The organism is Pseudomonas sp. F8002, assembly GCF_013385495.1.
GTDB lineage: Bacteria > Pseudomonadota > Gammaproteobacteria > Pseudomonadales > Pseudomonadaceae > Aquipseudomonas.
In genome coordinates, this window is the sequence record NZ_JACAPW010000061.1 from 1 (window position 1) to 26546 (window position 26546).

Genomic DNA, 26546 nt, shown 5'->3' on the forward strand with positions numbered 1-26546 from the left:
CAACACTCAAGCCGGCCGGTAGCCGGCTGTAAGAGCGGAACCCATATCAGCCATCACCCAAATAACGGATATGCCCCCAATCAGCGAGTCTTCACCGCCTCAACCCACCCCGGATCCAACCGCGTCTGGTCAGGCTCAATCCCCAACCCCCGCATCCTCTCCAGATGCTCATCAACCTCCCGCACCAACTGCGCCTGAGAACTCGAATTGGCGTCCAGTTCGTGCATCTGCATCAACCCAAGGTGATAAAACCGCAGCAACTTGATCGCCACCGGATCATTCGCCTTCACCCCGTCAGTCACCTTGTGCATCACATTCGTCACACTCATCAGGCTGCGCTTGAGCTGCCACCCATACACCGCCGGCGCGAACCAGGCCTGGTTCCAGAACGGCCCCCGCACCAGCCCTACGGTAATCAACACCCCGGCAAACACCCCGCCCACATTAAAGCGAAAATTATCCCCCCCAGGCTCACCAAACAGCATCACCGCCAGGCTGGAAAGCACCATCGCCAACACCACAAACAGCCCCGCGACAATCAGCGTGCTACGGCGGGTCTGCTGGCGAAAGGTAATCGGGTCGCAGGGTTTGAGCTCAAACATCCGGGTGCAGTCTCCATGGGCTGAGTAAGGGTATAGCGCCGGCCAGCATCTTCTCATGCTTCACCCGTCGGAGTGACGGTAATCAGGTTGAACGATGGATCAGCGCAATTTCTCTAACCCCTGTAGGCAACCGACCCCCAAGCGAGGTGAACCATGACCCGGTACCAGCAACAGCCGCCCGGCACACCCAACCCCGACCGCACGCCCGGCGAAGAGGAGCGTGACAACGACGCCCTGCGCCCCAACGACCCGGCCGAACGGCAAGACGACGAAGAGCAGGTCGAGGAAGACCTGGAAAACCTGCACGACAAGGCCCGCCCGCTGTAGACCCGGCGCGCCAAGGAGGTAGTTATGACTAATCGTACAAGCGGCCCGCATTCATCCAAGCATTCCAGCGGCAAGGACGAATTGGGTTTCGACCCCGATTCCCCGGACGTCGCAGACCCTCAGGTCGACCCGGTAGGTCCCGCCATTGCCCCGTTGGACAAGCCAGAAAAAACCGGCAAGAAGCCGGCCTATGATCCCCTCGGTGATCTGAAAAAGTGAAACAAGCCCCGCCGTCGTGCGGGGCTTTTTATTCCTCAACCAAGCCGTTTCGGGGCTGTCCATGTCACCTCGGTGATGCCGAACTTCTCCGCCCAGGGACGAGTGGTCTTTTTCACCCGCTCGTGGCCCGGCCGGCCTATCCGCCCCACGTGGGCAATGTCGGCGTCAACGGCCGCCCAATGCCACGCTTCGGCGTTGTTCATGACCTCGGCACGCACCACAAAGGTTTTTGGTTCGCCGTGTAGCAAGTAGTGGATGGTGTAGATCATTGCGGTACTCATGATGCCTCCCTGTCTTGTAGTGAATGGATATAAATCAGTTCAGAAAGGTTCAGAAAGTTTGTGCATCTGAGGGCTTGCATTTGATTCAACCCACAATTGGCAAATAACCGCCGTCAGGGTATTAGTGGTGCTTTCGCCACCGACTCCAGGATTGCGTCATGCCAGAGCTGACCCACAGCCGCCTCTACCTGCAACGTCTGGGCTACGACACGCCGCCTCCGCCCACCCTGCAAACCCTGCAGGATCTGCAGTTGCGCCATGTCAGCACCTTCGCGTTTGAAAGCCTGTCGACCCTGCTGCACGCACCGGTGCCGATCGATTTGCCGAGCGTCGAACAAAAAGTCCTGTTCGACGGCCGTGGTGGTTATTGCTACGAGCTGAACCAGCTGTTCCTGGCCTTGTTGCAGGAGTTGGGCTTCGAGGCGCGGGGCATTACCGGCCGTGTGGTGATGGGTGGGCCGCCCGATGCGCTAACGGCGCGCACCCATCGGCTGAGCCTGGTGACCCTGGACGGCGTGCGTTACATCAGTGATGTCGGCTTTGGTGGTATGGTGCCCACCAGTCCCTTGCAACTGGACACCGATGCCACCCAGGCCACCGCCCATGAACCCTATCGCCTGAGCCTGGACGAGGGCAGCTACACCTTGTGGGCGCAGGTCGCCGGTGAGTGGCGCGGCTTATATGTGTTCGACCTGCAGGTGCAGTCACACTTCGACTACGAGATCGGTAACTGGTACGTCTCCACCCACCCGGATTCGCCGTTCCTAGGCCAGCTGAAAGTCGCACTGATTGGCCCGGGATTTCGCCGCACGTTGAACAACGGGCAGTACGCGATTCACTACCTGGACCGGGCCAGCGAAAAGCGTGCAATCGAGGACGTCGAAGAGTTGCTGAACCTGTTGCAGGCCAGCTTTGGCATTCGACTGCCGGCGCATCCGCAGTTGCGGTCAATTCTCGGTCGTTTGCTGGCTCCCGTCCAAGACGCTTGATATAGAGCCTTCGCTGAACCGTTTTACCTCGAAAAAGGTGCAAATTAATTCGAACCTTTCGCCAAAACGAGGGTTCGAAGCGTTTCCTGAATAATTTGCCACCTGCAATGGAGACGTAAAACGATGTCCAAACTATTCGGAAAGATCCTCAAGAATTCCTCGGTCCTGGCCTTGATCGCGGCACCTGGTGTGGTGTTCGCCGCAGCGCCGACCGACCCGATTTCCACCTTCGGGATCCTCGGCAGCTACAACGACTTCAAACTCGAAGGCGGTAGCCAAAGCGACAAGGACCACATGCCTGAAGCCGGCCTGTTCTATAACTTCGGCAACAAGCTGACGGCTGAATCCGGCTTTATCTACCAGGCCGGTATCGAAGCCAAGTACGGCGAGAAGAGCGACAACAAGCTCAAGGAAGGCCAGGCCGACCTCGATCTCGGCTGGCGTGCCGCGCTGGATGCGCGCAACTTCGTCGACGTGCTGGTGGGTGGCGGCTACAGCTGGACCCGCTACGAGCCGGACTCGGGCGACTACGACATGAAACTCACCAACAAATCGCCGTTCGCCAAAGCGGCCCTGGGCTACAACCACCAGTTCGACGACATGACCATGCGTGTTGAACTGGGCGCCCGCCATACCATCGACGGCCGCGCCAAGCTCAAGGTCGACGGCATCGGCAGCGACACCGTGGACCTCAAGGACCGCACCAACCCGTACGCCGAAGTCAGCCTGCTGATGAACCAGAAAGGCGACCTGCCGGTGATGGCGGGCCTGTACTACACCCGCACCGAGTACAAGCTCGATGACGATTCGTACGTGGCCGACAACACCAAGCTCAAGCGTGACGAGTATGGGTTCAAGGTCGGTATAGCCTTCTAAATCTGCCTGACTGATTGTTCCCACGCTCTGCGTGGGAATGCATCCCGTGACGCTCTGCGTCACAACGCGGACGCAGAGCGTCCAAGGCGGCGTTCCCACGCAGAGCGTGGGAACGATCAGCCGCTGAAGCCTGTCCGCCCAAGCCCCCCTTTCTGTCCCCCAATACCCTCAACGCCGCGCCCTGGCTGCCTTAGTGTGGATCACGCTTTCACACAATAAGAGAGAAGGTGGCTATGCGGGCAATCAACCCCCGTCGCATCAGTCTGCTGCTGGCCGTGACCTGCCTGCTGACAGCCTGTGGCGACAAACCGAAACATCCCCCCGAACGTGCCACGGCGGCCAATGCCATGCCGAGCGACGCAGCCCTGGCCCAGGTCTACGACACCAGTTGCAAGCTGTGCCACGCCAACCCGGCCTCCGGTGCGCCGCTCACCGGTGACGGCCCGGCCTGGAGCCCGCGCATCGCCCAGGGCCCGGACACCCTGCTGGACCACACCATCAATGGCTACAACGGCATGCCCCCGATGGGGCTGTGCGTGCAGTGCTCCGAAGCGCAATTCCTGGGGCTGATCAGCTTTATGTCGGGTCAACACATCCAATAAGAATAACGGGGTACGCGATGGGGCTTTCACGGCGAGAATTATTGCAGCGCGGCGCGGTAGCCGGCGCGTTCATGGCATTGACCAGTAACCCGGTACTGGCCCAGCTGGCCCGGGCACCGCGGCTGATTCCCTGGCGCAATTGGTCGGGGGCGCAAACCTGTCTGCCCCTGGCGCGGCTGGCGCCGAAGAACCTTGATGAACTGGTGCAGGTCATCGGCCAGGCACCGGGCAAGGTGCGGCCGGTGGGCTCGGGCCATTCGTTCAGTGCCCTGGTGCCCACCGACGGCACCTTGCTGTCCCTGAGTTACTTCAATGGCCTGCTGGATCACGACCCGCAAACCGTGCAGGCCACCTTCGCCGCCGGCACGCCGATGTCGCGCATGGGCCAGGCCTTGAAAGACGTCGGGCAGGCGCTGCCGAACATGGCGGATATCGACTACCAGACCCTGGCCGGGGCGATCTCCACTTCCACTCATGGCACCGGTGTGGGCTTCACCTCATATTCCGGTTGCGTCACCGGCCTGCAACTGGTGACCGCCCAGGGTGAGGTGCTGGAATGCGACGCCAAGCGCCACCCCGAGGTGTTCAGTGCCGCGCGGGTGTCCCTCGGCGCCCTCGGCGTGGCCACCCAGGTCCGCCTGCAAAACCGCGCACCGTACCGCCTGCGGGAGCGCCAGTGGATCGCCAAGACTGAAGAACTGCTGGAGGACGTGGCAAAGAACACCCGGGAAAACCAGCACTGGGAAATGCTCGTGGTGACCCATTCCGACTACGCCCTGTCCATCGCCCTGAACGAAACCACCGACCCCGAAACCCCGCCCATCGACCCGGCGGAGGCGGGCGGCAACGAGTTTGTATCGATCATCGAGAAACTCGACAAATACGGCAGCGATTTCCCCGAGGCCCGGCGTACCTTGCTCAACAGCCTGCGCTTTTTTGCCAGCTTCGATGACCGCGTGGCCGAGTCGTTCCAGGTGTACGCCAACGTGCGCAACGTGCGTTTCAACGAGATGGAATATTCGGTGCCCGCCGAGCACGGACCGGCATGCCTGCGGGAAATCCTCAAGCTGATCAACGATAAGGACCTGCGCACCTGGTTTCCCATCGAGTACCGCTACGTCAAGGCCGATGACATTCCGCTGAGCATGTTCGAGGGCCGCGACAGCTGTTCGATTTCCGTGCACCAGCACTACACCATGGACCACCACAACTTCTTCGCCGCCGTAGAACCGATCTTCTGGAAATACGCCGGTCGCCCGCACTGGGGCAAGTTGCACACCCTCAATGCGCGCACTTTGCAGCCGCTGTATCCGCGCTGGGAGGAATTTACCCGAGTGCGCCGCGAGCTGGACCCCAGCGGCAAATTCCTCAATGCGCACCTGTCGTCTATTCTGGGAGTGGCCTGATGAACCGCAGACATTTCATGCTCGGCACCGGCGTGTTGCTGGTGGGTGGTGCCATCTTGCTGAGGCCGGGCGACCGCGGCAGCCCTTACACCGAGTATTTCCGCAGCCTCAACCAGCAACTCAAGGCCCATGGGCCGATGCGCCCGGTGATGCTGATCGACCTCGATCGCCTGGACCACAACATCGACGTGGTGATGCAGTCAGTGCAGCGCGGCGGCAAACACCTGCGGCTGGTGGAGAAATCCCTGCCGTCGCCGGGGCTGCTGGCGTACATCGCCAAGCGAGCCGGCACCCAGCGCCTGATGTCGTTTCATCAGCCATTTCTGAATCACGACGCCCAGGTCTTTCCCGATGCGGACATCCTGCTGGGCAAGCCGTTGCCGGTGCGTTCTGCCGAGCTGTTTTACCAAACCCACAAGGGCCCGTTCGACCCGTCCCGCCAGCTGCAATGGCTGCTGGACACGCCCGAGCGCCTGCAACAATACCTGGCGCTGGCCCAGGGATTGGGCACGAAACTACGGGTCAATATCGAGCTGGATGTGGGCCTGCATCGCGGCGGCATCAGCGACAACGCGGTGCTGGGGCAGATGCTGACGATGATCAGCGCGCATCCGCAGCAGCTGGAATTCAGCGGGTTCATGGGCTACGACCCGTTCGTGGGCATGGGCGTGCCGGGGATTCTCGGCTCGCCCCAGGACCTGTTCGACAAAGTCATGCAGCGCTACAACGGCTATGTGGATTACACCCGCCAGCACTTTGCGCCGCTGTGGCGCGACGGGCTGACGTTGAATACGGCAGGCAGCCCGAGCTATCGCATTCACGAGCAGGAGAAGCTCAGCAGCGAGGTGTCGGTGGGCACGGCGTTGCTCAAGCCGACGCACTATGACTTGCCGTCGCTGAGCGAGCATGTGCCGGCGGCCTATATCGCCACGCCCGTGTTGAAAAGCACCGGGCCGGTGGACATTCCGGCGCTGGACGGCAAGTCGCGGTTGTTCTCGTGGTGGGATGCGAATCAGCGCGCCACGTTCTTTATTTATGGGGGCAACTGGATGGCGGAGTTTGAATCGCCCAGGGGCTTGCAGAGCAATGACCTGTACGGGCGCAGCTCCAATCAGGAGATGGTCAATGGTTCGCCCAAGGTGGGGCTGAACGTGGAAGACCAGGTGTTTCTGCGCCCGACCCAGAGTGAGTTTGTGCTGCTGCAGTTCGGCGATTTGCTGGCAGTACGGGGCGGGAAAATCGTCGATACCTGGCCGGTCTACACCTGAAGAAACCCGATCAACAGGTGGGAGCTGGCTTGCCTGCGATGCAGGCAACTCGGTTTTTCAGTGATACCGAGGTGATGCTATCGCAGGCAAGCCAGCTCCCACATGTTCAACCGGGTTTACAAGGCAAACGGAATCGTCAGCTTCGCCCACAACATGTCGCCTTCCGGGCGGTTCTGCACATCAAACTCCTTGGCCCAGCGCACCTCGGCACTCGCATACTTGAGGAAGGTGAAATACACCGCCGGACCGATCGCAAACACCTGGCCCTTGACCCCGTCATCCACATCTTCGCCATAGATGTTCACCACGGTATGCCCGTATTGCTTATCGTCGGTGGTCTGCTTGAGGTAGTAGCCGTTGAGCCCAAGGCTGAGGTTATCCGTCACCTTATAGCTGGCCGAGTAGTCGAAGTGAAAAATCTGCCCCGAACGGTAATGGGTGTCGGGGTTTTCCTTGTTGAAGCTGTAGGTGGTCTTGATCGACAGCTCAGTGCGCTCGTTGGGCATCCAGGTCGCCGACACCAACGGTTTGTAGGTGTAGAAATTGTTGCTGGTATTGGCCAGGCGGGTGGCGTCATATTCGCCGGTGGGCAGGGTGATTTCCAGGGCGGTGCCCACTGTCAGGTTCTTGCCCAGGTCCCAGAGGATGATCGGCGCCACGGTGGTGTCGCCCATGCTTTCCCGGGTGTCGGACATGCCGAACAGCGACACCTGTTGCTTCAGGTAGGGCTGGGCGATGTAGCCGCCCAGGCGCCCGCCGAATACCCGCAACGGGCTGAGGTAATCCAGGCGCGGGATGATCGCGTCGGACTTGATCTTCACGTCCGGCACCTTGCCACCCAACGAGCTGATATCGAGCTTCCTGGCTTCGTAATGGTTGTAATAGATGTTGAAGGCGAACATGTGGTCGGGCAGGTTGTTGACGTCCAGCGGCAGGATGTAGAAGCCATCGGTGCCGGGGCCGATGTTGTCGACGCCGCCTTCGGTGGCCAGGGCCGGCAGGCTGATGAGGGTCAACAGGGCGAGTTGCACGGGGTAAAACGCACGGGTCGTGTTCATGTCTGGGCTCATTATTATTATCAGGACGACGCTGCCTATAGAAATAAGCCCTGAACGGCCAGCGGGGCAGGGTATTGGCGGCCATATAGGGGGACTTTGGCGGACAGCTTTCATCCAGAGTGCAGCAGTTCTTGCAAGAGCCTATGATTGTCAGGATGTTTCCAAAACAAGAACTGAAGCACTCAGTCGGGAATCGAAGATCCATGCAAAGGAAAGCCGTTGATCCGCACTATGACCTGGCCCTGGTCTCGCCATTTCTGCTGCAAACCCTCGGCCAAGTGGTCGCGCAAAAAGGCGTGAGCGCCGAGCACCTGTGCCGTGGCCTGGGATTCACCCTGGCCGATCTGGACGACCCGGCCCAGCGCATTTCCTATCGCCAGGCAGTAGCAATGATCCAGCGTGCACTCAAGGTGTTGCCCGACCAGGGGCTGGGCCTGTGGGTAGGCCATCAGAACGTACTCGGCACCCTGGGCCTGCTCGGCCATGTGATTTCACTGTGCAAGACGTTGCGCGATGCGTTTGCCATCGGGGAACGTCATCAGCACACCTCCGGCGGTATCGCCACCTCGCGCACCCATGAAGGTCCCCAGGAAGTTTTCGTCGATATCGAATGCCTGCTGCCCTACGCCGAGGTGCAGGTGTTTGCCGCCGAGGAGTTCTTCGCCAGCCTGATGGTGTATGGCCGCGCCCTGGTGGGCGAGGGCTTCATGCCGCTGCGGGTCGAATTTATCCACGCCGCGCCCAGCTATGTCGCTGACTATCACCAGCTGTTGGGTGCGGATGTGCGTTTTGGCTGCCTGCATAACCGCATGGTCCTGGCCAGCCACTGGCTGGATGTGCGGCTGCCCAATCACCATGCCCTGGCCTTGCGCCAGGCCCTGGAACTGCTGGAACTGGAAAGCGCGCAACTGCATCAGAAAATGGATTTGATCCAGGCGGTGGAGCGCGCGATTTCCCGGGATTTGCAGGGCAGCCAGCTGGAAAAGGTCGCCAGTGACTTGAACATGAGCGGGCGTACCTTGCGCCGGCGCCTGACCGAGCATGGGCTGACGTTCGAGGGCTTGCTGGAACAGGTGCGCAGGGCGCGCACCATGGGCTTGCTGAGCAACCCGGGGTTGTCCATCGAACGGATTACCGAGGAAGTCGGCTACAGCGATGTGCGCAGTTTTCGGCGGGCGTTCAAGCGCTGGACCGGGCTGAGCCCCAGTGCATTTCGCGGTGAAGGCGCAGGGCCGGGGTGATCGTCAGGATTGGCCCCATTGGCTACCTGATCTTTCCCCGGATTGGCTATTTGTCCAATGCCCCCTCGTCACTACTCTAGACACCAATCCCCACTGTTCTGGAGTATCACCATGCAAGCTCGTACCGACTTCTACACCGCCTCCCCGGATGCCATGAAAGCCATGCTGGCCCTGGAGGCTGCCGTCGGCAAACTGTCCATCGAACTGCCGCTGCTGGAACTGGTGCGCCTGCGTGTGTCGCAGATCAACGGCTGCGCCTTCTGCCTCGACATGCACACCGCCGACGCCCGCAAGGGGGGCGAGACCGAGCGCCGCCTGTACACCGTGTCGGCCTGGCGTGAAACGCCGTTCTTCACCCCCCGTGAACGCGCCGCGCTGGCCTGGGCCGAAAGCCTGACCCTGCTCAGCCAGACCCACGCACCGGATGCAGACTTCACCGAACTGGCCGCCCACTTCAGCCCGCAAGAGCAAGTCGACCTGAGCGTGGCGATCGCCACCATCAACAGCTGGAACCGTCTGGCGGTGGGTTTTCGCAAGATGCCTAAATAACCCGACAAGACGCCGGGATGACTGATCGTTCCCGCGCTCTGCGTGGGAATGCCGCCCCGGACGCTCTGCGTCCAGCGGGCGATGCAAGGCTCAAGTCTTGCGTACGGGTGACGCGGAGCGTCACGGGATGCATTCCCACGCAGAGCGCGGGAACGATCAGTGAAGCCGATCTACCACCGGGTTACAGCCAGTCGGCATTCACTTGAAGTAACCCCGTGGCGTGGCGCCGGTCATGGCCTTGAAGAAGGCGATCAGCGCACTGTCACTGGCAAAGCCCAACTCAAAGGCGCAGTACCCGAGACTGCGCCCGGTGGCGAGCAGCTCGATGGCGCGCATCAGGCGCCACTGCTGGCGCCATTGCTGATAGCCCATGCCGGTTTCCCGCAGGAAGATCCGGCCGATGGTTTTGCCGCTGGCGGCCACCTGGCGTTGCAAGGCTTGCAGCTCCGGCGGCAGGGTGTCGAGGTTCTGCAATAACGGCGCCAGGCGTTTGTCCGTGGGCAGGGGCAGCAGCAGCGGTTGCTCGACTGCCTCGCGGATTTCACTCAGGCACAGCGCCAGCAAATGCGCGTATTTGCCCTGTTGCCAATCGGTGTCGAACGCCGCCATTGCCATCGGCTCCAGCACCGCCCGCAGCAGCGCACTCACCTCAATCACCCGCACTTGTGCCGGCAAGTGCCCGGCCAATGCCGGGCTGACATACACCGAACGGTAATCCACGGTCTGTTGCATCACTGCCCGGTGCGGCACACCGCCGGGAATCCACGCTGCCCGAGTGGGCGGCAACAGGCACAGCTGGTTGGCCAGGGTAATGCGCGTGCAGCCCTGTTGGGTGAACAGCAATTGCCCGCGCTGATGCTGATGTACACCGGAGTCGTGATCACCCAGCAGGGCGGCGATGCCCACCACGGGCGCGTCGAAGCGGTCGGGATCGAAAGGTGTCTGCGCCGCCAGCCATGCCATGGAGTGTCCGATTTCATTGATAAGGTGTCGAAGTCTGGATAATACGCCAGCTGCCGCTGTTTAGACTCCCTGGCCTGTTTACTCGTGAAGAGCGTCTGGATGATGTTGAAAAAATTGCTGGTGCTGGCGGTGGCGCTGCTGATGTTCCCGCAGATCGCACAAACCCTGTATAGCCCTGCGCTGGCGGATATCGGCCAGGCGTTTGCGGTAGGGCCCGAGGCAGCGGGGCAGACCTTGTCGGTGTACTTTCTGGCCTTCGCGTTCGGGGTCGTGGTGTGGGGACGCTTGTGTGACCGCTTCGGCCGGCGCCCGGTGATGCTGGCCGGGTTGGCCCTTTATGGCGCGGCCACAGCGCTGGCCTTGGGCGTGCGTTCGTTCAACGGCCTGTTGCTGGCCCAGGCGGTGGCGGCGTTTGGTGCGGCGGTGGGGTCGGTGGTGACGCAAACCGTGCTGCGCGACCGCTTCAGCGGTGCCGGGCTGGCGCAGGTGTTTTCAGTCGTGGGCATTGCCCTGGCGGCCAGCCCCGCCATTGGCCTGTTCACTGGCGCGGGCCTGGTGCAGCACTTTGGCTATCGCGGGGTGCTCACAGGCTTGTTGCTGCTGGCGCTGACGTTATTGGCCTGGTGCCTGTGGGCCTTGCCGGAAACCCGCCCGGCCTCGCTGCCCACAGCGTCGTTGCGCGGCACCCTGGGCCTGATGCTCAAGGATGCGGCGCTGTGGCGTTCGGTGGGGCTGGTCGCGGTCTTCAATATCGCGCTGTTCAGCTATTACAGCCTGGGGCCGTTTGTGTTCCAGCGCCTGGGGTTGTCTGCCGAGCAGTTCGGCTACAGCGGCGTCCTGCTGGCGTTGGGCTCGGGGCTTGGGGCCTGGCTCAACAAGGGGTTGCTCAAGCGCGGGGCCGGCAGCGAACAACTGGTGCTGGCAGCCGGTGGCGTGATGTTAGTGGGCAGCGTGCTGGTGGTGCTGTTACAGGACCGTTGGCTGTTCGTGTTGCCGATGCTGTTGGTGGTCATGGCCTTCGGCATGGCGATTCCCAATGTCCTGGGGGCGGCACTCACGGCTTATCGCGACCGCCTTGGCACCGCCGGTGCCTTGTTCGGTTTGCTGTATTACCTGGTGATCGGGGTGGGGTTGACCCTGGCAGCCTGGGTCCAGCAGTTGGGCTGGACCCTGTTGGTGTGCGCCTTGGCGGCGCTATGCCTGGCGATCCCGCGTACCGTCAGAAATTGACCGTGGCACTCAAGCGCGCCGTCAACGGCGCACCCTGGAACAGGTAGTCATCGCCCATGTATTCGCCGGCATCGCGCCAGTAACGCTTGTCGAACAGGTTGTCGACGCTCAGACGAAATACCGTTTCATAGCCATCGAGTTTGGTGGTGTAGCGGCTGCCGACGTTGACGATGGCGTAGTCGCCCACTTCCACATCACCGGTGCGATTGGCGTACTTGTTGGCGCTGTATTGCACGCCGCCGAGCAGCGCCAGGCCGTCGACCCAGGGCAGGGCGTAGTCGGCGTACAGACTGGCCCGCAGTTTCGGCACGTTGATCGCCTGATGGCCTTCGTATTCCGGCGTGCCGCTGCCCGTCACCCGTGCACGGATGGCCGCGACGCTGGCGGCGATCTGCAAGCGCTGGGTGGCCCAGCCGTTGGCGGACAATTCCAGGCCGGTGTTTTTCTGCTCGCCCTGTTGCACGTAGGTGTAGTCGCCGGCGTCATCCGGCCTGGCATATTGATAGGCCTGGCGAGTCTGGAAGATCGCGGCGGCAAAGCTGATGCGGCGCCAGTCGTATTTCACCCCGGCTTCGATCTGGCGGGAAACTGTCGGGGCGAGGGTTTCATCTTTATTCAGGGCAAACCACGGCGCGGTACCGCCCAGGGACAGGCCTTTGCTGTAGCTGGTGTAGAGCGACAGGTTTTCAATCGGTTTGTAGATCAGCGCCGCCTGGGGCAGGAACACATACTGCCGGGTGTGGCGCGACTCGTTGCCCTGATCATCGAAAGCCTTTTCGTCCAGGCGCACTTCGCGGCCACCCACGATGGTCTGCCATTGCTCGTTGAAGCTGATGCGGTCGGTGACGAACAGGCCGTATTGGCGGCTGTCGAGGTTGCGATGGCTATCGTTCAGGGGTTTATCGGTGGGCGCGAAGTTTTCCGGGTCCTGATTGATATTGCCGGAGCCAATCATCTCGTTGACCGATTCGCGCTTGTCCACCACTCGCCGAAACGCACTGCTGCCAAACGTCAACTCATGCCCCAGGCCACCGGTATTGAACAACCCGGTCATCGCGGCCTGGATTTCATCATCGCGCCGGGTGTCATCAGGGCTGCGGAAGTCATAGATATCGTAGTTGCCTTCCGGGCTGAAGTAGTTCGGTACCTTGGCCCCGGCACAGCTCGCGGACCCGTAGCAGCCCCACGCAAACGAACTGTAATCATCAATCACCACCTTGCTGCGCGCCGCGCTGACGCTGCCTTTCCACTGGTCACTGAAGCGATATTCAAACTTGCCGTTGAGGTTCAGCGAATCAATCCCTACCTGATTCGCACCGCTCTGATGCCCCAGCAGTTTTTTCGGCGACGCGTCGTGCGGCACCTCGGTCCCGCCCAGCAGCTGATAACCCGGCACCGAGCGCTGTTGCTTGTTCTGATACTCGGCATCCAGCTGCAATACCGCGTCGGGGCTGATGTTCCAGTCGAACGCCAGGGACAGGAAATCCCGGTGGCCATTGGCATGTTCGACATAGGAATGCAGGTCTTCATGGGCCACGTTGGCGCGCAGGCCGAACTGCTGCTCGCTGCCAAACCAGCCGCCCACATCGGTGGCCAGGTAACCACTGCCGCGATCATCGGTGGACACCGTCACCGAGCGCACATCCTCCGGGCGCTTGGTCACGTAATTGATCACGCCGCTGGGCTCGGAAATCCCGCTTTGCATACCCGACAATCCCTTGAGCAGCTCCACGCGCTGCTTGTTCTCCAGGGCAACGTTCTGCTCGCCGGTGATGGTGCGGCCATTGATCTTGTAGCTGCTTGCGGCATTCAGCGAGAAACCGCGCACCACGAAGTTTTCGTAGTAGCCGATGGGCGCATAGCTGTCGCCCACCGAGGCGTCATTGCGCAGCACTTCGCTGAGCAAGCGCGCCTGCTGGTCCTTGATCAACGACTCGTTGAACACCGCGATCGAGGCCGGCGTGTCGAGCAACGGCGCCTCATTGAAAGCGCCCACCGACGCGGTGTCGGTGTTATAGCCGGATTCATCCTGGCCCTGGACCTTCACCTCCGGCAGCTCGATATCAGCCGCCTGGCTGCTTCCAATACCTGCGCTGAGCAACAGGCCGAGGGCAAAACGTGAAGGGGCAGCGGGGCGAAGACGCAAAACCATGGGGGAAGGCCTGAGAGCGCAGAGCGGAGGGCGCATAAGCTAGGCATAACGGCGGCGTTTTACAAGTTTTCGAGAATGGTTCGCTTTGAGACGACCCGTCTCAGCCCGCAGATCAATCCTGCTGCTGCTCGACAGCGGCCCCTGGCAACTGCGATAGACAAGGCTTCTCTCACCGTTGAAGGAGATCGTCATGAGTATCGCTGGAAAAGTTGCACTGGTGACCGGCGCCGGGCAAGGCATCGGCCGGGCCATCGCCCTGCGCCTGGCGCGGGATGGCGCCGACATAGCGTTGGTGGACATCAACAGCGCGAAGATTGAAGCGGTGGCGGCCGAGGTGGTTGCACTGGGGCGCAAGGCCTCGGTGTATGTCGCCGATGTCTCGAAGCTGGAGCAAGTGGTCGCGGCGGTGGACCATGCCCACCAGACCCTGGGCGGCTTCGACATCATCGTCAACAACGCCGGCATCGCACAGATTGACGCACTGCTGGACGTGACTCCGGAACAGGTCGACCGCACGCTGCGTATCAACGTGCAGGGCACGCTTTGGGGCATCCAGGCCGCAGGCAAGAAATTCAAGGCGCTGAAGCAGAGGGGCAAGATCATCAATGCCTGCTCGATTGCCGGCCATGAAGGCTTTGCGTTGCTGGGGGTGTATTCGGCCACCAAGTTTGCCGTGCGTGCGCTGACCCAGGCCGCGGCGAGGGAACTGGCCATTGACGGGATTACCGTCAACGCCTACTGCCCGGGTGTGGTGGGCACGGATATGTGGGTCGAGATCGACAAACGCATGGCCGAGATTACCGGCGCCGAGGTAGGGGCGACGTACAAGAAGTATGTGGACGGGATTGCGTTGGGCCGGGCGGAAACGCCGGAGGATGTAGCGGGGCTGGTGTCGTACCTGGCGGGGCCGGATTCGGATTACATGACCGGGCAATCGCCGTTGATTGATGGCGGGATTCTGTACCGCTGAGCTGGCAGAATCACTCGGTCAAAAAATGTGGGAGCGGGCTTGCTCGCGAAGGCGGAGTGTCAGCCACCGGAAATGTTGACTGGTACACCGCCTTCGCGAGCAAGCCCGCTCCCACATTTTTGACCGTGTTGGGTCAGTGCTTGCCGGGCATGTCGATACCCAGCTGGTTAACCCGCCGATACAAGGTCGCCCTGGAAATCCCCAACGCCTGCGCCGCCGCCAGCGGCTTCCACCGATGCCGAATCAGTGCGTCCAGCACCAACTGCCGTTCCGGGCTGACGCTTTCCGATGTTTCCACCGCAACCGCGTCACCACGAACTTCCACCGGCAAATCCGCCAGCTGAATCGTCCCGCCGTCGCACACCGCACACGCATACGCCAACACATGCCGCAGTTGCCGCACATTCCCCGGCCAGGCATAACCCAGCAGCGACTCCAGCGCCGCTGCCGCGATCCCGACCGCAACACCGCTGTGCCGCGCCTCCTGCTCCAGAAGCCGATTGATCAATGCCAGTTTGTCCATGCGCTCGCGCAATGGCGGCACACAGAACCGCGCACAGCCCAACCGGAAATACAAATCCTCGCGAAAGCTTCCAGCACTCACCAGCGCCGCCAAGTCCCGATGGCTGGCGCAGATCACCTGGATATCCACCGCCCGGGTTTTTGCCCCGCCCAGCGGCGCCACTTCACCTTCGGCCATTACCCGCAGCAGTCGCGTCTGCAACGCCAGCGGCATGTCGCCGATCTCGTCGAGAAACAACGTGCCGCCATCGGCCTGCAACAGCAGCCCGGTCATGCCCTTGCTGGAGGCACCGGTAAATGCTCCGGCCACGTAGCCGAACAGTTCGCTCTCGATCAGGTTTTCCGGGATCGCCGCGCAGTTCACCGCCACAAAGGGGCCGTCGCGACGGGCACTGCGTTCATGCAACTGGCGGGCAAACACTTCCTTGCCGGCGCCGGTTTCGCCCTGGACCAGCACCGGCAGGTTGCGGTCCTTGACCCGCACGGCTAGGCGCAGATGTTCTTCTACTCGCGGGTCTACCTGATGACTCGAAGACACCGTCGCACGTGCAGCCTTACGCCGCGGCGCGCTGACCCGTACCTGCAACGCCCCCGGCTCGCCAAGCCAGTGCAACTGCTGCGTCGATTGATCGGTCACGGCGCGCAACGCGTCCAGGTCAAACACTTCGCCGATATGCTCCGGCAACTGCCCGAAGCGCAATCTCAGGGCCTGCCGCGCCTTGCTGTTCAAGGCTTGCAGCCGCCCATCCTGATCCCACGCCAGCAGCATGTCCGGCTGGCTGTCGACGTAACCGGGCGTGCTGTGGGCCTGCAACACCCAGTGTTGCCGGGCGCTGTGCATGAAAAACGCGTTCTCGATGGCCCGCGCGCTTTGCGCCACCATCTGCCGCACCAGGTGTTGGCTGCGCCGGTCATCCGGCGATTTCAGGGCGGAGGCGTCCATCACGCCCAGCAGGTTGCCCTGGGGATCAAAGATGGGGGCGGCAGAGCAGGTCAGGCCGATAAACGCCGCACGAAAGTGGTCGCGCTTGTGCACGGTGACCGCGGCCTTGCTGGTCAGCACCGTGGCCACGCCGCAGGTGCCTTCCTCGGCTTCCGACCAGCAGGTGCCGAGGTACAGGCCGGCCTTGCGGCAGTCGTTGCGAATGCCGGCGTCCACGCGGTGGTCGATGGTCTGGCCCTGGGCGTCGGTGAGCATCACGCAGTAATCGGTGTGGCGCACCCGGTTGTGAATCTGCCCGACTTCCTCACTGGCGATGCGCATGAACAGTTCGGCGCGTTCGCGGCATTCCTTGAGCAGGGTGCTGGTGAGAATGCGCGGCCCTTGCAGGGAACCGGGGTCGAGGTGGTGCTGCTCCATGGAGCGGCGCCAGGAATCAAAAATCAGCGACGGCACCGGAGCCTGGGGCAGGCGGTCGGCGTTGCGTACCACGCGGCTGACACAGTCGACATGGTCCTTGGAGTTCACGGCGAGCATTGAAGCCTCCGGTTCTCGATCCTTGTTGTTATGCCCGCCATTAAGCGCCCATGGGCCTGGCGGGACAAGGGCGGCCTGACCAACTGCCCGAGGTGAGACGCAACGTCTCATCCCGCCCGAGACGCTGCGGGCAGGTTGCAACGGCGCGTCTCATTGAACGGCCCACAGTGGCACGTCCACGCTTCCAGGCAACTGCTCTGGGTCAAGGCTTTTCCGGGTTTTCCAGCGGATTGGCACAGGCCGTGCTGAGTGCCTTGCAGCTGGCCTGATCCAGCCTTTTGTGTGTCGAGACAACCTGGAGAACAACAAGATGTCCACTCACCTGTCCACCGATCAATTGCTCCATGCCTACACCGTGATGCGCACCATCCGTGATTTCGAAGAACGCCTGCACGTGGAATTCGCCACCGGCGAGATTCCCGGTTTCGTGCATTTGTATGCCGGCCAGGAAGCCAGCGCCGCCGGGGTCATGGCCCACCTCAACGATGAAGATTGCATCGCGTCCAACCACCGTGGCCACGGCCATTGCATCGCCAAGGGTGTGGACGTGTTCGGCATGATGGCCGAGATCTACGGCAAGAAGACCGGCGTCTGCGGCGGCAAGGGCGGCTCCATGCACATCGCCGACCAGGAGAAGGGCATGCTCGGCGCCAACGGCATTGTGGGTGCCGGGGCGCCGCTGGCGGCCGGTGCGGCCCTGGCGGCCAAGCTCAAGGGCAGCGCGGGGGTGGCGATCGCGTTTTTCGGCGACGGCGGCTCCAACGAGGGCGCGGTGTTCGAAGCGATGAACCTGGCCTCGATCATGAACCTGCCGTGCCTGTTCGTGGCCGAGAACAACGGTTATGCCGAAGCCACCGGGTCCGGCTGGTCGGTGGCCTGCAAGGACATTGCCGAGCGCGCCGTGGGTTTTGGCATGCCGGGGGTGATTGTCGACGGCAACGACTTTTTTGCCGTGCACGCCGCCCTCGGCGTCGCGGTAGAGCGTGCCCGCAGCGGTAAAGGGCCGACGCTGGTGGAAGTCAAACTGAGTCGTTTCTACGGCCACTTCGAAGGCGATGCGCAAACCTATCGAGGCCCGGACGAAGTGAAAAACCTGCGGGAAACCGGCGACTGCCTGAGCCTGTTTCGCCAGCGCTGCACCGCCGAAGGCTGGCTCGACGCGGCTCAGTTCGAACGCATCGACACCGAAGTCGAGCAGCTGATCGAAGACGCCGTGCGCCTGGCCAAGTCCGATCCCAAACCCCAGGCCGCCGACCTGCTCAGCGATGTCTACGTCGCCTACCGCTAACCGCCACCCACTACAAAAACAATCCGTGGAGAAGTCATCATGGCTAGAAAAATCAGCTATCAGCAGGCAATCAACGAAGCCCTGGCCCAGGAAATGCGCCGCGACCAGAGCGTGTTCATCATCGGCCAGGACGTGTCCGGCGGCACCGGTTCGCCCGGTGAACAGGACGCCTGGGGTGGCGTGCTCGGCGTCACCAAGGGGCTGTATCCGGAGTTCCCCGACCGCGTGCTCGACGCGCCACTTTCCGAGGTCGGTTATGTGGGCATGGCCGTCGGTGCAGCCACCCGTGGCATGCGCCCGGTGTGCGAGTTGATGTTCGTCGACTTTATCGGCTGCTGCCTCGACCAGTTGCTCAACCAGGCGGCGAAGTTTCGCTATATGTTCGGTGGCAAGACCACCACGCCGCTGGTGGTGCGCGCCATGTACGGCGCCGGCCTGCGTGCGGCGGCCCAGCATTCGCAGATGCTCACCTCAATGTGGACGCATATTCCCGGGCTCAAGGTGGTGTGCCCGGCCACGCCCTATGACGCCAAGGGCATGCTGATCCAGGCGATCCGCGACAACGACCCGGTGATTTTTCTCGAACACAAAATGCTCTACAGCCTCCAGGGCGAAGTGCCGGAAGAGCTGTACACCGTGCCGTTCGGCGAAGCCAACTACGTGCGTGAAGGCAACGATGTAACCCTGGTGACCTACGGGCGCATGGTGCACATCGCCCTGGAAGCCGCAGCCAATCTGGCGCGCCAGGGTATCGACTGCGAAGTGTTGGACCTGCGCACCACCAGCCCGCTGGACGAAGACAGCATCCTTGAAAGCGTGGAGAAAACCGGGCGCCTGGTGGTGATCGACGAGTCCAACCCACGCTGCTCGATTGCCACGGACATCAGTGCATTGGTGGCGCAACGGGCGTTCGGCTTCCTGCGCGCGCCGATCGAAATGGTCACCGCGCCTCACACGCCAGTGCCGTTCTCCGATGCCCTGGAGGACCTGTACATCCCCAACGCGGCGAAGATCGAAGCTGCGGTGCTGAAGATCGCCGACAAGAGGAATGCCGCATGATCCATACACTGACCATGCCCAAGTGGGGGCTGTCGATGACCGAGGGCCGGGTTGATGTCTGGCTCAAGCAGCCGGGCGACCGGGTGGAGAAGGGTGAAGAAGTGCTGGATGTCGAGACCGACAAGATTTCCAGCAGTGTCGAGGCACCCTTCAGCGGGGTGCTGCGGCGGGTGTTGGCCCAGAGCGATGAGACCTTGCCCGTGGGGGCATTGCTGGCAATCGTGGTGGAGGGCGAGGCCAGCGAGGCCGAGATTGATGGGGTGATCGAGGCGTTCCAGGCGGGGTTCGTTTCCAGTGCCGCCGAGGCGGAAGCCAGCGGCCCATCGGCACAGAAGGTCGAGGTGGGCGGGCGCCTGCTGCGCTATCTGGACCTCGGGGAGGGCGGCACACCGCTGGTGCTGGTGCACGGCTTTGGTGGCGACCTGAATAACTGGCTGTTCAATCACCCGGTGCTCGCGGCTGAGCGGCGGGTGATCGCCCTGGATTTGCCGGGGCATGGCGAGTCGGGCAAGTACCTGCAAACGGGCGAGCTTGAGGCGTTGAGCCAGGCGGTATTGGCACTGCTGGATCATCTGAAGGTTGACCGGGTACACCTCGCCGGGCATTCCATGGGCGGGCTGGTTTCCCTGAACCTCGCGCGGGTGGCACCGCAGCGTGTGGCGTCGTTGACCCTGATCGCCAGCGCTGGATTGGGTACGCAGATCAACAGTGACTACCTGCAAGGTTTTATCGACGCGAGCAATCGCAATGCACTCAAGCCGCAACTGGTGCAACTGTTCAGCGATCCGGCGCTGGTGACCCGGCAGATGCTGGAAGACATGCTCAAGTTCAAGCGCCTGGAGGGTGTGGAGCAGGCGTTGCGGCAGATCACCGGGGCGTTGTTCAGCGGTGGTCGGCAGTTGGTGGATTTGCGCAGTATGGTGGGGCAGCAGCCGAGCCTGGTGATCTGGGGCAGTGAGGACGCAATCATCCCGGCGAGCCATGCCCATGGGTTGGACGCTCAGGTGGAGATACTGCCGGGGCAGGGGCATATGGTGCAGTTGGAGGCGGCGGAGCGAGTGAATCAGTTGATGCTGGCGTTTCTCAAAACCTATGCCTGATGGAGATCAAAATGTGGGAGCTGGCTTGCCTGCGATGCAGGCAACTCGGTACTTCAGTTAAACCGCGGCGACGCCATCGCAGGCAAGCCAGCTCCCACATTTACCTCTGGCGCTTCAGGGTCTCGCTGGGCAACTCCTGAAACAACGCCCGATAGCTGTTGGAAAACCGCCCCAAATGCCAGAACGACCAATTCATCGCCACCTCCGCCACGGTGGTGTCCACTGACGGCGGGTTCAACAACTCCCGCCGTGCACTGTTCAACCGGCGCAACCGCAACCACTGCGCCGGGCTCATCCCTGTATACGTCTTGAACCCGTGCTGCAACTGGCGCAACGGCACCCCGGCAATGCGCGCCAGTTGCAGCAGGTTGACGGTTTCATCCGGCACATCCGCCGCCCATTCGCCAATGCGCGCCATGATGATTCGCTCCTCGGTGCGCCGCTGCAATGAGCCCTTGTCGAGGCACACGCAGGCGTTGTCGAGGATGAACAGGCAATCGTCGAGCAACTGTTGCGTGAGGGCATCACGACTCGGCAGGTCCAGCGTCGCCGACAGCCGTGTCAGCGTGCCGCTGAGCCAGCGGCTGAACAACGGGTTTTGCAGGGAGTTGAGCGGGGCCATGAACAACCCCTCCAGCTTCGCCACATCCAGACCATGGCGCTGGACAAACTGCGGCCCGAACACCACTGCCACTTCGCGGTAGTTTTCCGGGGTGATCCAGGTGTTGCGGCTTTCGCCATTGAGCACGTACAGCGCGTTGTCGCTGCCATCGAAACAGAACGCCAGGGAACCCGGCGGCGCGTTGAAGTTCTGCTCCACCCGGGTGTTCATCCGCTCTTCGTACACCTCGACACCTTGCAGGTCGAGGTAGCGGATCTGCCCGGCGAAATGCCCTGGGGACATCTGCTGGTACTGCTGCACCCAACCGGGTGTCGCACTGCATTGAGCGGCCACATCACCGGTGGTGAAGGCCTGTACGCGCAAAGCTGTTGCCTGTGTCATGGGTAACCTGGGCGCACTCTATTGGTGCGTTGTGGTTGGCGCAAAGTGGATAGATGCCGTTGGACGGCTGGCCCAAGATAGACCTCAATGCGCCGCGAGGGAAGCCCGCGGCGCAGCATCCAACCCATGACGAGGTCCTTATGAACGCCCCCTTCGATCAGCTGTCCGCCTGGCTGAAAGAACACAAGATTACCGAAGTCGAATGCGTGATCAGTGATTTGACTGGCATCGCACGCGGCAAGATTTCGCCCACCAACAAGTTCCTGCATGAGCGAGGCATGCGCCTGCCGGAAAGTGTGTTGCTGCAAACGGTAACCGGGGACTTTGTCGACGACGATATCTACTACGACCTGCTGGACCCGGCCGACATCGACATGATCTGCCGCCCGGTGTCCAACGCCACCTACGTGGTGCCATGGGCCATCGAGCCTACCGCCATCGTGATCCACGACACCTTCGACAAGCAGGGCAACCCCATCGAACTGTCGCCGCGCAACGTGCTGAAAAAGGTCCTGCAACTCTATACCGATCAGGGCTGGCAGCCGATTGTCGCGCCGGAGATGGAGTTCTACCTGACCCAGCGCTGCGAAGACCCGGACCTGCCGCTGAAGACCCCGCTGGGCCGTTCCGGTCGCGCCGAAAGTGGCCGCCAGTCGTTCTCCATCGACGCTGCCAACGAGTTCGACCCGCTGTTCGAAGACGTCTACGACTGGTGCGAAGCCCAGGGCCTGGACCTCGACACGCTGATCCATGAAGACGGCCCGGCGCAGATGGAAATCAACTTCCGCCACGGCGATGCCCTGGACCTGGCCGACCAGATCACCGTGTTCAAACGCACCCTGCGCGAGGCTGCACTCAAGCACAACGTGGCGGCCACCTTCATGGCCAAACCGGTGGCCGACGAGCCCGGCAGCGCCATGCACCTGCACCAGAGCGTGGTGGAGATCGCCACCGGCAAGCAGGTGTTTGTCGATGAACACGGCAACAAGAGCCAGCTGTTCCTCAACCACATCGGCGGCCTGCAGAAGTACATCCCCAAGCTGCTGCCGATGTTTGCGCCTAACGTCAACTCGTTCCGCCGCTTCCTGCCGGACACCTCGGCACCGGTCAACGTCGAGTGGGGCGAAGAAAACCGCACCGTCGGCCTGCGTGTACCGAGCTCCAGCCCCGACGCCATGCGCGTGGAAAACCGCCTGCCGGGCGCCGACGCCAACCCGTACCTGGCCATCGCCGCCAGCCTGCTGTGCGGCTACCTCGGCATGATCGAAAAGGTCGAGCCCAGCGCCCCGGTGGAAGGCCGTGCCTACGAACGCCGCAACCTGCGCCTGCCGATCACCATCGAAGACGCCCTGGCGCGCATGGAAGAGTGCGACACCGTCAAGCAGTACCTGGGAGACAAGTTTGTGCGCGGCTACGTCGCGGTCAAGCGCGCCGAACACGAGAACTTCAAGCGGGTGATCAGCTCCTGGGAACGTGAATTCCTGCTGCTGAGCGTCTGAGAAACCACACTAAAAAAACCAAAGGGGTGTCGATATGCGTCTGGTGAAAAAGCTTCTCCCGCTGGCCTTGGCGGCGTTGTTCAGCAGCGCGGGCCACGCCGCGCAGACGGTCAGTGTGTACAACTGGACCGACTACATCGGTGAGACCACCTTGGCCGACTTCCAGGCCAAGACCGGGATCAAGGTGATCTACGACGTGTTCGACTCCAATGAAACCCTGGAGGGCAAGCTGCTTGCCGGCCGTACCGGCTACGATGTGGTGGTGCCGTCCAACCACTTCCTGGCGCGCCAGGTAAAGGCCGGCGCGTTCCTCAAGCTGGACCGTTCGCAGCTACCCAACTTCAAGAACCTCGACCCCAAGCTGCTCAAGCTGCTGGAGAAAAACGACCCGGGCAACGAGCATTCGGTGCCGTACCTGTGGGGCACCAACGGCATCGGCTATAACGTGGACAAGGTCAAGCAGGTGTTGGGCATCGACCATATCGACTCGTGGGCCGTGCTGTTTGAACCGGAGAACATCAAGAAGCTCCACGAGTGCGGCGTAGCGTTCCTCGACTCGGCGGATGAACTGTTCCCGGCGATCCTCAACTACATGGGCAAGGACCCGCGCAGCGAGAATCCCGAAGACTACAAACAGGCCGAGGCCCAGCTGCTGACCCTGCGGCCGTACATCACTTATTTCCATTCCTCCAAGTACATCTCGGACCTGGCCAACGGTGATATCTGCGTCGCCTTCGGTTATTCCGGCGACGTGTTCCAGGCGGCCAACCGCGCCAAGGAAGCCAAGAACGGCGTGAACATCGCCTACTCGATCCCCAAGGAAGGCAGCAACCTGTGGTTCGACCTGCTGGCCATCCCGGCGGACGCCGCCAACCCGAAAGCCGCCCACGCCTTCATCAACTACTTGCTGGACCCTGAAGTGATCGCCAAGGTCAGCGCCAGCGTCGGCTACGCCAACCCGAACCCGGCGGCCAAGGCCTTCATGGCCCCCGAGCTGGTGAACAACCCCGAGATCTACCCGTCCCAGGAAGTGCTCGACAAACTCTACATTTCCACCACCCCGACGCCCGCCGTCATGCGCTTGATGACGCGGTCCTGGAGCAAAGTGAAGACCAACAAATGAACCGTTCCTCCTCCGACCACGCTCGTTCCTATTACCTGGCTTCGGCCAACGCCATGCCCCGGCGCCCAGCGCTGGGGGCTGACCTGACCGCCGATGTGTGTGTGATCGGCGGTGGGTTCACCGGGGTCAACACCGCCATCGAACTGGCCCAGCGCGGGCTGTCGGTGATCCTGCTGGAGGCCCGGCGGATTGGCTGGGGTGCCAGTGGGCGCAATGGCGGGCAGTTGATACGCGGGATTGGGCATGACGTATCGGGCTTTGCCAAGTACGTGGGCGAGGAGGGCGTGCGTTACCTGCAGCAGGCCGGGATCGATTCGGTGGCGCTGGTGGGCGAGCGGATTCGCGAGCACGGGATTGACTGTGACCTGCGCTGGGGGTTTTGCGAGTTGGCGAATACGCCGGCGCAGTTTGCGGCGTTTCAGGGGGAGCTGGAGAGTCTGGCTGCGTTGGGGTATGCGCCTGAAACGCGGTTGGTGGCATCGCAGGATATGGCGCAGGTGGTTGGCTCAGGCTTGTATGCGGGTGGCCTGGTGGACATGGGCTCCGGGCATCTGCACCCGTTGAACCTGGTGCTGGGGGAGGCGGGTGTGGCCGAATCCCTTGGGGTGCGGATCTTTGAAGACAGCCCGGTGCTGGAGTTGATCCATGGCGACACGGTGCAGGTGCGTTGCGCGTCCGGCACCGTGCGCGCCGGTAACCTGGTGCTGGCGTGCAATGCGCATCTGGAGGAATTGGAGCCGAAGTTGAGCGGCAAGGTGCTGCCAGCGGGGAGCTACATCATTGCGACCGAGCCGCTGTCGGTTGGGGTGGCTGATCAGTTGATTCCGCAGAACCTGGCGTTGTGTGATCAGAAAGTGGGGTTGGATTATTACCGCCTTTCGGCGGATCGGCGGTTGTTGTTTGGGGGGGCTTGTCATTATTCGGGGCGTGATCCGGTGGATATCGCGGGGTATATGCGGCCGAAGATGCTCAAGGTTTTTCCGCAGTTGGCGAATACCGCGATTGAGTTTCAGTGGGGGGGGAAGATTGGGATTACGGCTAACCGGTTTCCGCAGGTGGGGCGGTTGAAGCAGCACCCGAATGTGTTCTATGCCCAGGGGTATTCGGGGCATGGCCTTAACGTGACGCATTGGTGTGCGCGGTTATTGGCGGAAGGAATTCATGCGGGGCAGAGTAAAGGGTTGGATATTTTCAGCCAGGTGCCGCATATGACGTTTCCCGGGGGGAAGGTGTTGCGTTCGCCGCTGTTGGCGTTGGGGATGTTGTGGTATCGGGTTCGGGAGATGGTGGGGTGATTGATTGGGTACATATCCGTTTCTTCGGTAACGGCCACCTATGGTTTCGCTCTTACAGCGAGTCACTTTGCAAAAGCGTGTACGGACCGGACACATGGTGGACACATGTACGGGGACATGGTTGACACATTATGAACCGTAATCAGGCTGTTTCACGTCGATCGTTCGCAAAAAATGATGGCAGAAATAGACGTCAAATAGCCCGTCACTTTCAGTGTTGGGACGTAGTGCGATGTGATGTCCGGCTAGGCCTTTGGCGATCCTGAAATAGCGCTTCTGAAACTTAAATCGGCTGTGATAAACCTTGGCCTTTAAATCGTCCGGCCCGTACTCAAACGCCAAAAGCGTCTCCGGATAAGCCCAGGGGCTTTCTCGGTATCGGTCCATTGGAACCTTGTAATCCAGGGCTTGATGAGGGCGTTGATGGTTATAAACCTCTCGCCATTGATCGAGATTTGTTTGCGCTTCTGCAAGCGTCCGAAAATGGCGGCCGTTGAGCACTTCAGCCTTGAGTGACCGATGAAATCGTTCGATTTTCCCATTGGTTTGAGGGTGGAAAGGCCGACTGAAACTTACTCTGATACCTAGGCGAACGAGCCAGATACTCAGTTCCGTGATCTCCCCCGGATTACGCGGAGAGCCCCATGGGGGCCCGTTATCGACGTTGATGCGAGCTGGTAAACCGTAGCGCCGAAAAACCGCGGTCAACTGCTCCTGTACCGTGGCTGTGCGCTCGTTGGCACAGGCTTTGATTGCCAAGTTGAAACGAGAATGGTCGTCCAAAACAGTTAGCGGATGGCATCGGCCTTGTTGCGTTGGGAAATGCCCTTTGAAATCCATCTGCCAAAGATCATTGGGCGCGTCGTGTTCAAACCTCAACCTTGCTGCCTGTAACTCTTTCGGGACCGTTTGAACCAAACCATGGCGATGTAAGACATTGGTGACAGTGCTAGGAGCGATACGCTTATCTAACAGATTGCTGATCGTGCGGCCGCCCCAGGCTGGATGCTCCCGCCTAATTGCCAAGACTTCAGTCTCCAGCGCGTGCTTGGTAAGTTTTGGGCTAGTGGCTGGCCTGCGGGATTTCTCCAGCAGACCTTGCTGGCCTTGTTCTTCGTAGCGACCGAGCCACTTGTACGCGGTTTGGGGACTGATACCGAACCGTCGACACAGTTCTCGTTTATTGCTGCCGGGTTGCCGGGCTAAGGCAACGAACTCTTTTTTCAGGCTCATGGCGTCTCTCGTATTCCAGGGCATGATGGTTTTCCGGCGTAGTTAGCTCGCCGAAAAGTGTCAACCATGTCCCCGTACACCCGTCAACCATGTGTCCGGTCCGTACAAAAAGCGGCAAAGTAACCAAAGCGCTCTGCCCCGCCTGTCGGCACCTCGCCTAGGCTCGGTGTTCCCTCACTCCGGCAGCACGAAGCGGGCCGCCGCGACGGGCCAT

25 protein-coding genes are annotated in these 26546 nt (G+C 61.6%); 17 read left to right on the forward strand and 8 right to left on the reverse strand.

The window, feature by feature from the left end:
- Positions 1–80 precede the first annotated feature (80 nt).
- Entirely contained in the window at positions 81–602 is a 522-nt protein-coding gene (locus HX811_RS31500; RefSeq protein ID WP_177048797.1) for a DUF3087 family protein, read from the reverse strand.
- A 153-nt stretch (positions 603–755) separates the two neighbouring features.
- Between HX811_RS31500 and HX811_RS31505 the strand changes: the two genes are divergently transcribed.
- Together HX811_RS31505 and HX811_RS31510 are read left to right on the forward strand one after the other, a co-directional pair.
- Positions 756–929 (forward strand): hypothetical protein, encoded by a 174-nt coding sequence (locus tag HX811_RS31505; RefSeq protein WP_008430128.1) that lies wholly within the window; start codon positions 756–758, stop codon positions 927–929.
- A 24-nt stretch (positions 930–953) separates the two neighbouring features.
- Positions 954–1148 (forward strand): DUF6021 family protein, encoded by a 195-nt coding sequence (locus tag HX811_RS31510; RefSeq protein ID WP_177048799.1) that lies wholly within the window; start codon positions 954–956, stop codon positions 1146–1148.
- A 35-nt stretch (positions 1149–1183) separates the two neighbouring features.
- Here the strand turns inward: HX811_RS31510 and HX811_RS31515 are convergent, their stop codons facing one another.
- A complete protein-coding gene (locus HX811_RS31515; protein ID WP_023658994.1) occupies positions 1184–1429 on the reverse strand; it encodes a DUF6555 family protein in 246 nt (81 codons plus the stop codon).
- A gap of 158 nt (positions 1430–1587) precedes the next feature.
- On the opposite strand from HX811_RS31515, the gene HX811_RS31520 reads away from it, so the two are divergent.
- From HX811_RS31520 to HX811_RS31540, 5 genes are all read left to right on the forward strand, one after another.
- On the forward strand, positions 1588–2418 hold the full coding sequence (locus tag HX811_RS31520) for an arylamine N-acetyltransferase (RefSeq protein WP_177029252.1): 831 nt from the start codon (positions 1588–1590) through the stop codon (positions 2416–2418).
- Between the two features lie 123 nt (positions 2419–2541).
- The gene (locus HX811_RS31525) at positions 2542–3294 is read left to right on the forward strand and encodes an outer membrane beta-barrel protein (protein WP_003210885.1); all 753 of its coding nucleotides are present in this window, start codon (positions 2542–2544) and stop codon (positions 3292–3294) included.
- Positions 3295–3527: 233 nt separating this feature from the next.
- A complete protein-coding gene (locus tag HX811_RS31530; RefSeq protein WP_102606359.1) occupies positions 3528–3896 on the forward strand; it encodes a cytochrome c5 family protein in 369 nt (122 codons plus the stop codon).
- Between the two features lie 77 nt (positions 3897–3973).
- Complete coding sequence (locus tag HX811_RS31535; RefSeq protein WP_173883077.1) at positions 3974–5302, forward strand: D-arabinono-1,4-lactone oxidase; 1329 nt, start codon at positions 3974–3976, stop codon at positions 5300–5302.
- Positions 5303–5361: 59 nt separating this feature from the next.
- Positions 5362–6570, forward strand: a complete 1209-nt coding sequence (locus HX811_RS31540) for a DSD1 family PLP-dependent enzyme (protein ID WP_177035641.1) — start codon at positions 5362–5364, stop codon at positions 6568–6570.
- A gap of 116 nt (positions 6571–6686) precedes the next feature.
- Here HX811_RS31540 and HX811_RS31545 read toward each other — a convergent pair whose 3' ends face one another.
- Entirely contained in the window at positions 6687–7628 is a 942-nt protein-coding gene (locus tag HX811_RS31545; protein WP_003219185.1) for a transporter, read from the reverse strand.
- A gap of 203 nt (positions 7629–7831) precedes the next feature.
- On the opposite strand from HX811_RS31545, the gene HX811_RS31550 reads away from it, so the two are divergent.
- On the forward strand, positions 7832–8869 hold the full coding sequence (locus tag HX811_RS31550; protein ID WP_177048801.1) for an AraC family transcriptional regulator: 1038 nt from the start codon (positions 7832–7834) through the stop codon (positions 8867–8869).
- 111 nt (positions 8870–8980) lie between these two features.
- Positions 8981–9418: a carboxymuconolactone decarboxylase family protein gene (locus tag HX811_RS31555; RefSeq protein ID WP_003219182.1), complete on the forward strand. Its 438-nt coding sequence runs from the start codon at positions 8981–8983 to the stop codon at positions 9416–9418.
- A 198-nt stretch (positions 9419–9616) separates the two neighbouring features.
- Here the strand turns inward: HX811_RS31555 and HX811_RS31560 are convergent, their stop codons facing one another.
- Positions 9617–10381 (reverse strand): helix-turn-helix transcriptional regulator, encoded by a 765-nt coding sequence (locus HX811_RS31560; protein ID WP_177048803.1) that lies wholly within the window; start codon positions 10379–10381, stop codon positions 9617–9619.
- Positions 10382–10480: 99 nt separating this feature from the next.
- On the opposite strand from HX811_RS31560, the gene HX811_RS31565 reads away from it, so the two are divergent.
- A complete protein-coding gene (locus tag HX811_RS31565) occupies positions 10481–11611 on the forward strand; it encodes an MFS transporter (protein WP_177048806.1) in 1131 nt (376 codons plus the stop codon).
- On the opposite strand, the gene HX811_RS31570 is transcribed toward HX811_RS31565, so the two are convergent.
- Positions 11601–13763 (reverse strand): TonB-dependent siderophore receptor, encoded by a 2163-nt coding sequence (locus HX811_RS31570; protein ID WP_087694140.1) that lies wholly within the window; start codon positions 13761–13763, stop codon positions 11601–11603. The two genes, HX811_RS31565 and HX811_RS31570, sit on opposite strands and share 11 nt — an antisense overlap.
- Positions 13764–13953: 190 nt before the next feature.
- On the opposite strand from HX811_RS31570, the gene HX811_RS31575 reads away from it, so the two are divergent.
- Complete coding sequence (locus HX811_RS31575) at positions 13954–14733, forward strand: acetoin reductase (protein ID WP_177048814.1); 780 nt, start codon at positions 13954–13956, stop codon at positions 14731–14733.
- Positions 14734–14866: 133 nt separating this feature from the next.
- Here HX811_RS31575 and HX811_RS31580 read toward each other — a convergent pair whose 3' ends face one another.
- Positions 14867–16732, reverse strand: a complete 1866-nt coding sequence (locus HX811_RS31580; RefSeq protein ID WP_177048817.1) for a sigma-54-dependent Fis family transcriptional regulator — start codon at positions 16730–16732, stop codon at positions 14867–14869.
- Between the two features lie 310 nt (positions 16733–17042).
- Here HX811_RS31580 and HX811_RS31585 point away from each other — a divergent pair, with 310 nt between their 5' ends.
- Genes HX811_RS31585 through HX811_RS31595 form a run of 3 tightly spaced genes read left to right on the forward strand, consistent with a single transcriptional unit; the run spans position 17043 to position 20179 of the window.
- Positions 17043–18020 (forward strand): thiamine pyrophosphate-dependent dehydrogenase E1 component subunit alpha, encoded by a 978-nt coding sequence (locus HX811_RS31585; RefSeq protein WP_177048819.1) that lies wholly within the window; start codon positions 17043–17045, stop codon positions 18018–18020.
- 39 nt (positions 18021–18059) lie between these two features.
- Positions 18060–19079 carry an alpha-ketoacid dehydrogenase subunit beta gene (locus HX811_RS31590; RefSeq protein ID WP_003219158.1) on the forward strand — a complete coding sequence of 340 codons (1020 nt, stop codon included), beginning with the start codon at positions 18060–18062 and terminating at the stop codon, positions 19077–19079.
- A complete protein-coding gene (locus HX811_RS31595; RefSeq protein ID WP_177048821.1) occupies positions 19076–20179 on the forward strand; it encodes an acetoin dehydrogenase dihydrolipoyllysine-residue acetyltransferase subunit in 1104 nt (367 codons plus the stop codon). Before HX811_RS31590 ends, HX811_RS31595 begins: the two co-directional genes overlap by 4 nt.
- A 100-nt stretch (positions 20180–20279) precedes the next feature.
- Here HX811_RS31595 and HX811_RS31600 read toward each other — a convergent pair whose 3' ends face one another.
- Entirely contained in the window at positions 20280–21182 is a 903-nt protein-coding gene (locus HX811_RS31600) for a helix-turn-helix domain-containing protein (protein WP_102606368.1), read from the reverse strand.
- Between the two features lie 140 nt (positions 21183–21322).
- On the opposite strand from HX811_RS31600, the gene HX811_RS31605 reads away from it, so the two are divergent.
- The 3 genes from HX811_RS31605 to HX811_RS31615 are packed head-to-tail and all read left to right on the forward strand — an operon-like array spanning position 21323 to position 25099.
- Positions 21323–22681: a glutamine synthetase family protein gene (locus HX811_RS31605; protein WP_003219154.1), complete on the forward strand. Its 1359-nt coding sequence runs from the start codon at positions 21323–21325 to the stop codon at positions 22679–22681.
- Positions 22682–22715: 34 nt separating this feature from the next.
- Positions 22716–23804, forward strand: coding sequence for a polyamine ABC transporter substrate-binding protein (locus HX811_RS31610; RefSeq protein WP_177048823.1), 1089 nt, complete (start codon positions 22716–22718; stop codon positions 23802–23804).
- Positions 23801–25099 carry an FAD-binding oxidoreductase gene (locus HX811_RS31615; protein WP_177048825.1) on the forward strand — a complete coding sequence of 433 codons (1299 nt, stop codon included), beginning with the start codon at positions 23801–23803 and terminating at the stop codon, positions 25097–25099. The genes HX811_RS31610 and HX811_RS31615 overlap by 4 nt, the downstream gene beginning before the upstream one ends.
- A 129-nt stretch (positions 25100–25228) precedes the next feature.
- On the opposite strand, the gene HX811_RS31620 is transcribed toward HX811_RS31615, so the two are convergent.
- Positions 25229–26356 carry an IS481 family transposase gene (locus tag HX811_RS31620; protein WP_177048827.1) on the reverse strand — a complete coding sequence of 376 codons (1128 nt, stop codon included), beginning with the start codon at positions 26354–26356 and terminating at the stop codon, positions 25229–25231.
- Positions 26357–26546 lie beyond the last annotated feature (190 nt).

Bases quoted from the DNA above. Each gene is read 5' to 3' on its own strand.
- HX811_RS31500 (WP_177048797.1), bottom strand. From the start codon at position 602: ATGTTTGAGCTCAAACCCTGCGACCCGATTACCTTTCGCCAGCAGACC.
- HX811_RS31505 (WP_008430128.1), top strand. From the start codon at position 756: ATGACCCGGTACCAGCAACAGCCGCCCGGCACACCCAACCCCGACCGC.
- HX811_RS31510 (WP_177048799.1), top strand. From the start codon at position 954: ATGACTAATCGTACAAGCGGCCCGCATTCATCCAAGCATTCCAGCGGC.
- HX811_RS31515 (WP_023658994.1), bottom strand. From the start codon at position 1,429: ATGAGTACCGCAATGATCTACACCATCCACTACTTGCTACACGGCGAA.
- HX811_RS31520 (WP_177029252.1), top strand. From the start codon at position 1,588: ATGCCAGAGCTGACCCACAGCCGCCTCTACCTGCAACGTCTGGGCTAC.
- HX811_RS31525 (WP_003210885.1), top strand. From the start codon at position 2,542: ATGTCCAAACTATTCGGAAAGATCCTCAAGAATTCCTCGGTCCTGGCC.
- HX811_RS31530 (WP_102606359.1), top strand. From the start codon at position 3,528: ATGCGGGCAATCAACCCCCGTCGCATCAGTCTGCTGCTGGCCGTGACC.
- HX811_RS31545 (WP_003219185.1), bottom strand. From the start codon at position 7,628: ATGAACACGACCCGTGCGTTTTACCCCGTGCAACTCGCCCTGTTGACC.
- HX811_RS31550 (WP_177048801.1), top strand. From the start codon at position 7,832: ATGCAAAGGAAAGCCGTTGATCCGCACTATGACCTGGCCCTGGTCTCG.
- HX811_RS31555 (WP_003219182.1), top strand. From the start codon at position 8,981: ATGCAAGCTCGTACCGACTTCTACACCGCCTCCCCGGATGCCATGAAA.
- HX811_RS31560 (WP_177048803.1), bottom strand. From the start codon at position 10,381: ATGGCATGGCTGGCGGCGCAGACACCTTTCGATCCCGACCGCTTCGAC.
- HX811_RS31565 (WP_177048806.1), top strand. From the start codon at position 10,481: ATGATGTTGAAAAAATTGCTGGTGCTGGCGGTGGCGCTGCTGATGTTC.
- HX811_RS31570 (WP_087694140.1), bottom strand. From the start codon at position 13,763: ATGGTTTTGCGTCTTCGCCCCGCTGCCCCTTCACGTTTTGCCCTCGGC.
- HX811_RS31575 (WP_177048814.1), top strand. From the start codon at position 13,954: ATGAGTATCGCTGGAAAAGTTGCACTGGTGACCGGCGCCGGGCAAGGC.
- HX811_RS31580 (WP_177048817.1), bottom strand. From the start codon at position 16,732: ATGCTCGCCGTGAACTCCAAGGACCATGTCGACTGTGTCAGCCGCGTG.
- HX811_RS31585 (WP_177048819.1), top strand. From the start codon at position 17,043: ATGTCCACTCACCTGTCCACCGATCAATTGCTCCATGCCTACACCGTG.
- HX811_RS31590 (WP_003219158.1), top strand. From the start codon at position 18,060: ATGGCTAGAAAAATCAGCTATCAGCAGGCAATCAACGAAGCCCTGGCC.
- HX811_RS31595 (WP_177048821.1), top strand. From the start codon at position 19,076: ATGATCCATACACTGACCATGCCCAAGTGGGGGCTGTCGATGACCGAG.
- HX811_RS31600 (WP_102606368.1), bottom strand. From the start codon at position 21,182: ATGACACAGGCAACAGCTTTGCGCGTACAGGCCTTCACCACCGGTGAT.
- HX811_RS31605 (WP_003219154.1), top strand. From the start codon at position 21,323: ATGAACGCCCCCTTCGATCAGCTGTCCGCCTGGCTGAAAGAACACAAG.
- HX811_RS31610 (WP_177048823.1), top strand. From the start codon at position 22,716: ATGCGTCTGGTGAAAAAGCTTCTCCCGCTGGCCTTGGCGGCGTTGTTC.
- HX811_RS31615 (WP_177048825.1), top strand. From the start codon at position 23,801: ATGAACCGTTCCTCCTCCGACCACGCTCGTTCCTATTACCTGGCTTCG.
- HX811_RS31620 (WP_177048827.1), bottom strand. From the start codon at position 26,356: ATGCCCTGGAATACGAGAGACGCCATGAGCCTGAAAAAAGAGTTCGTT.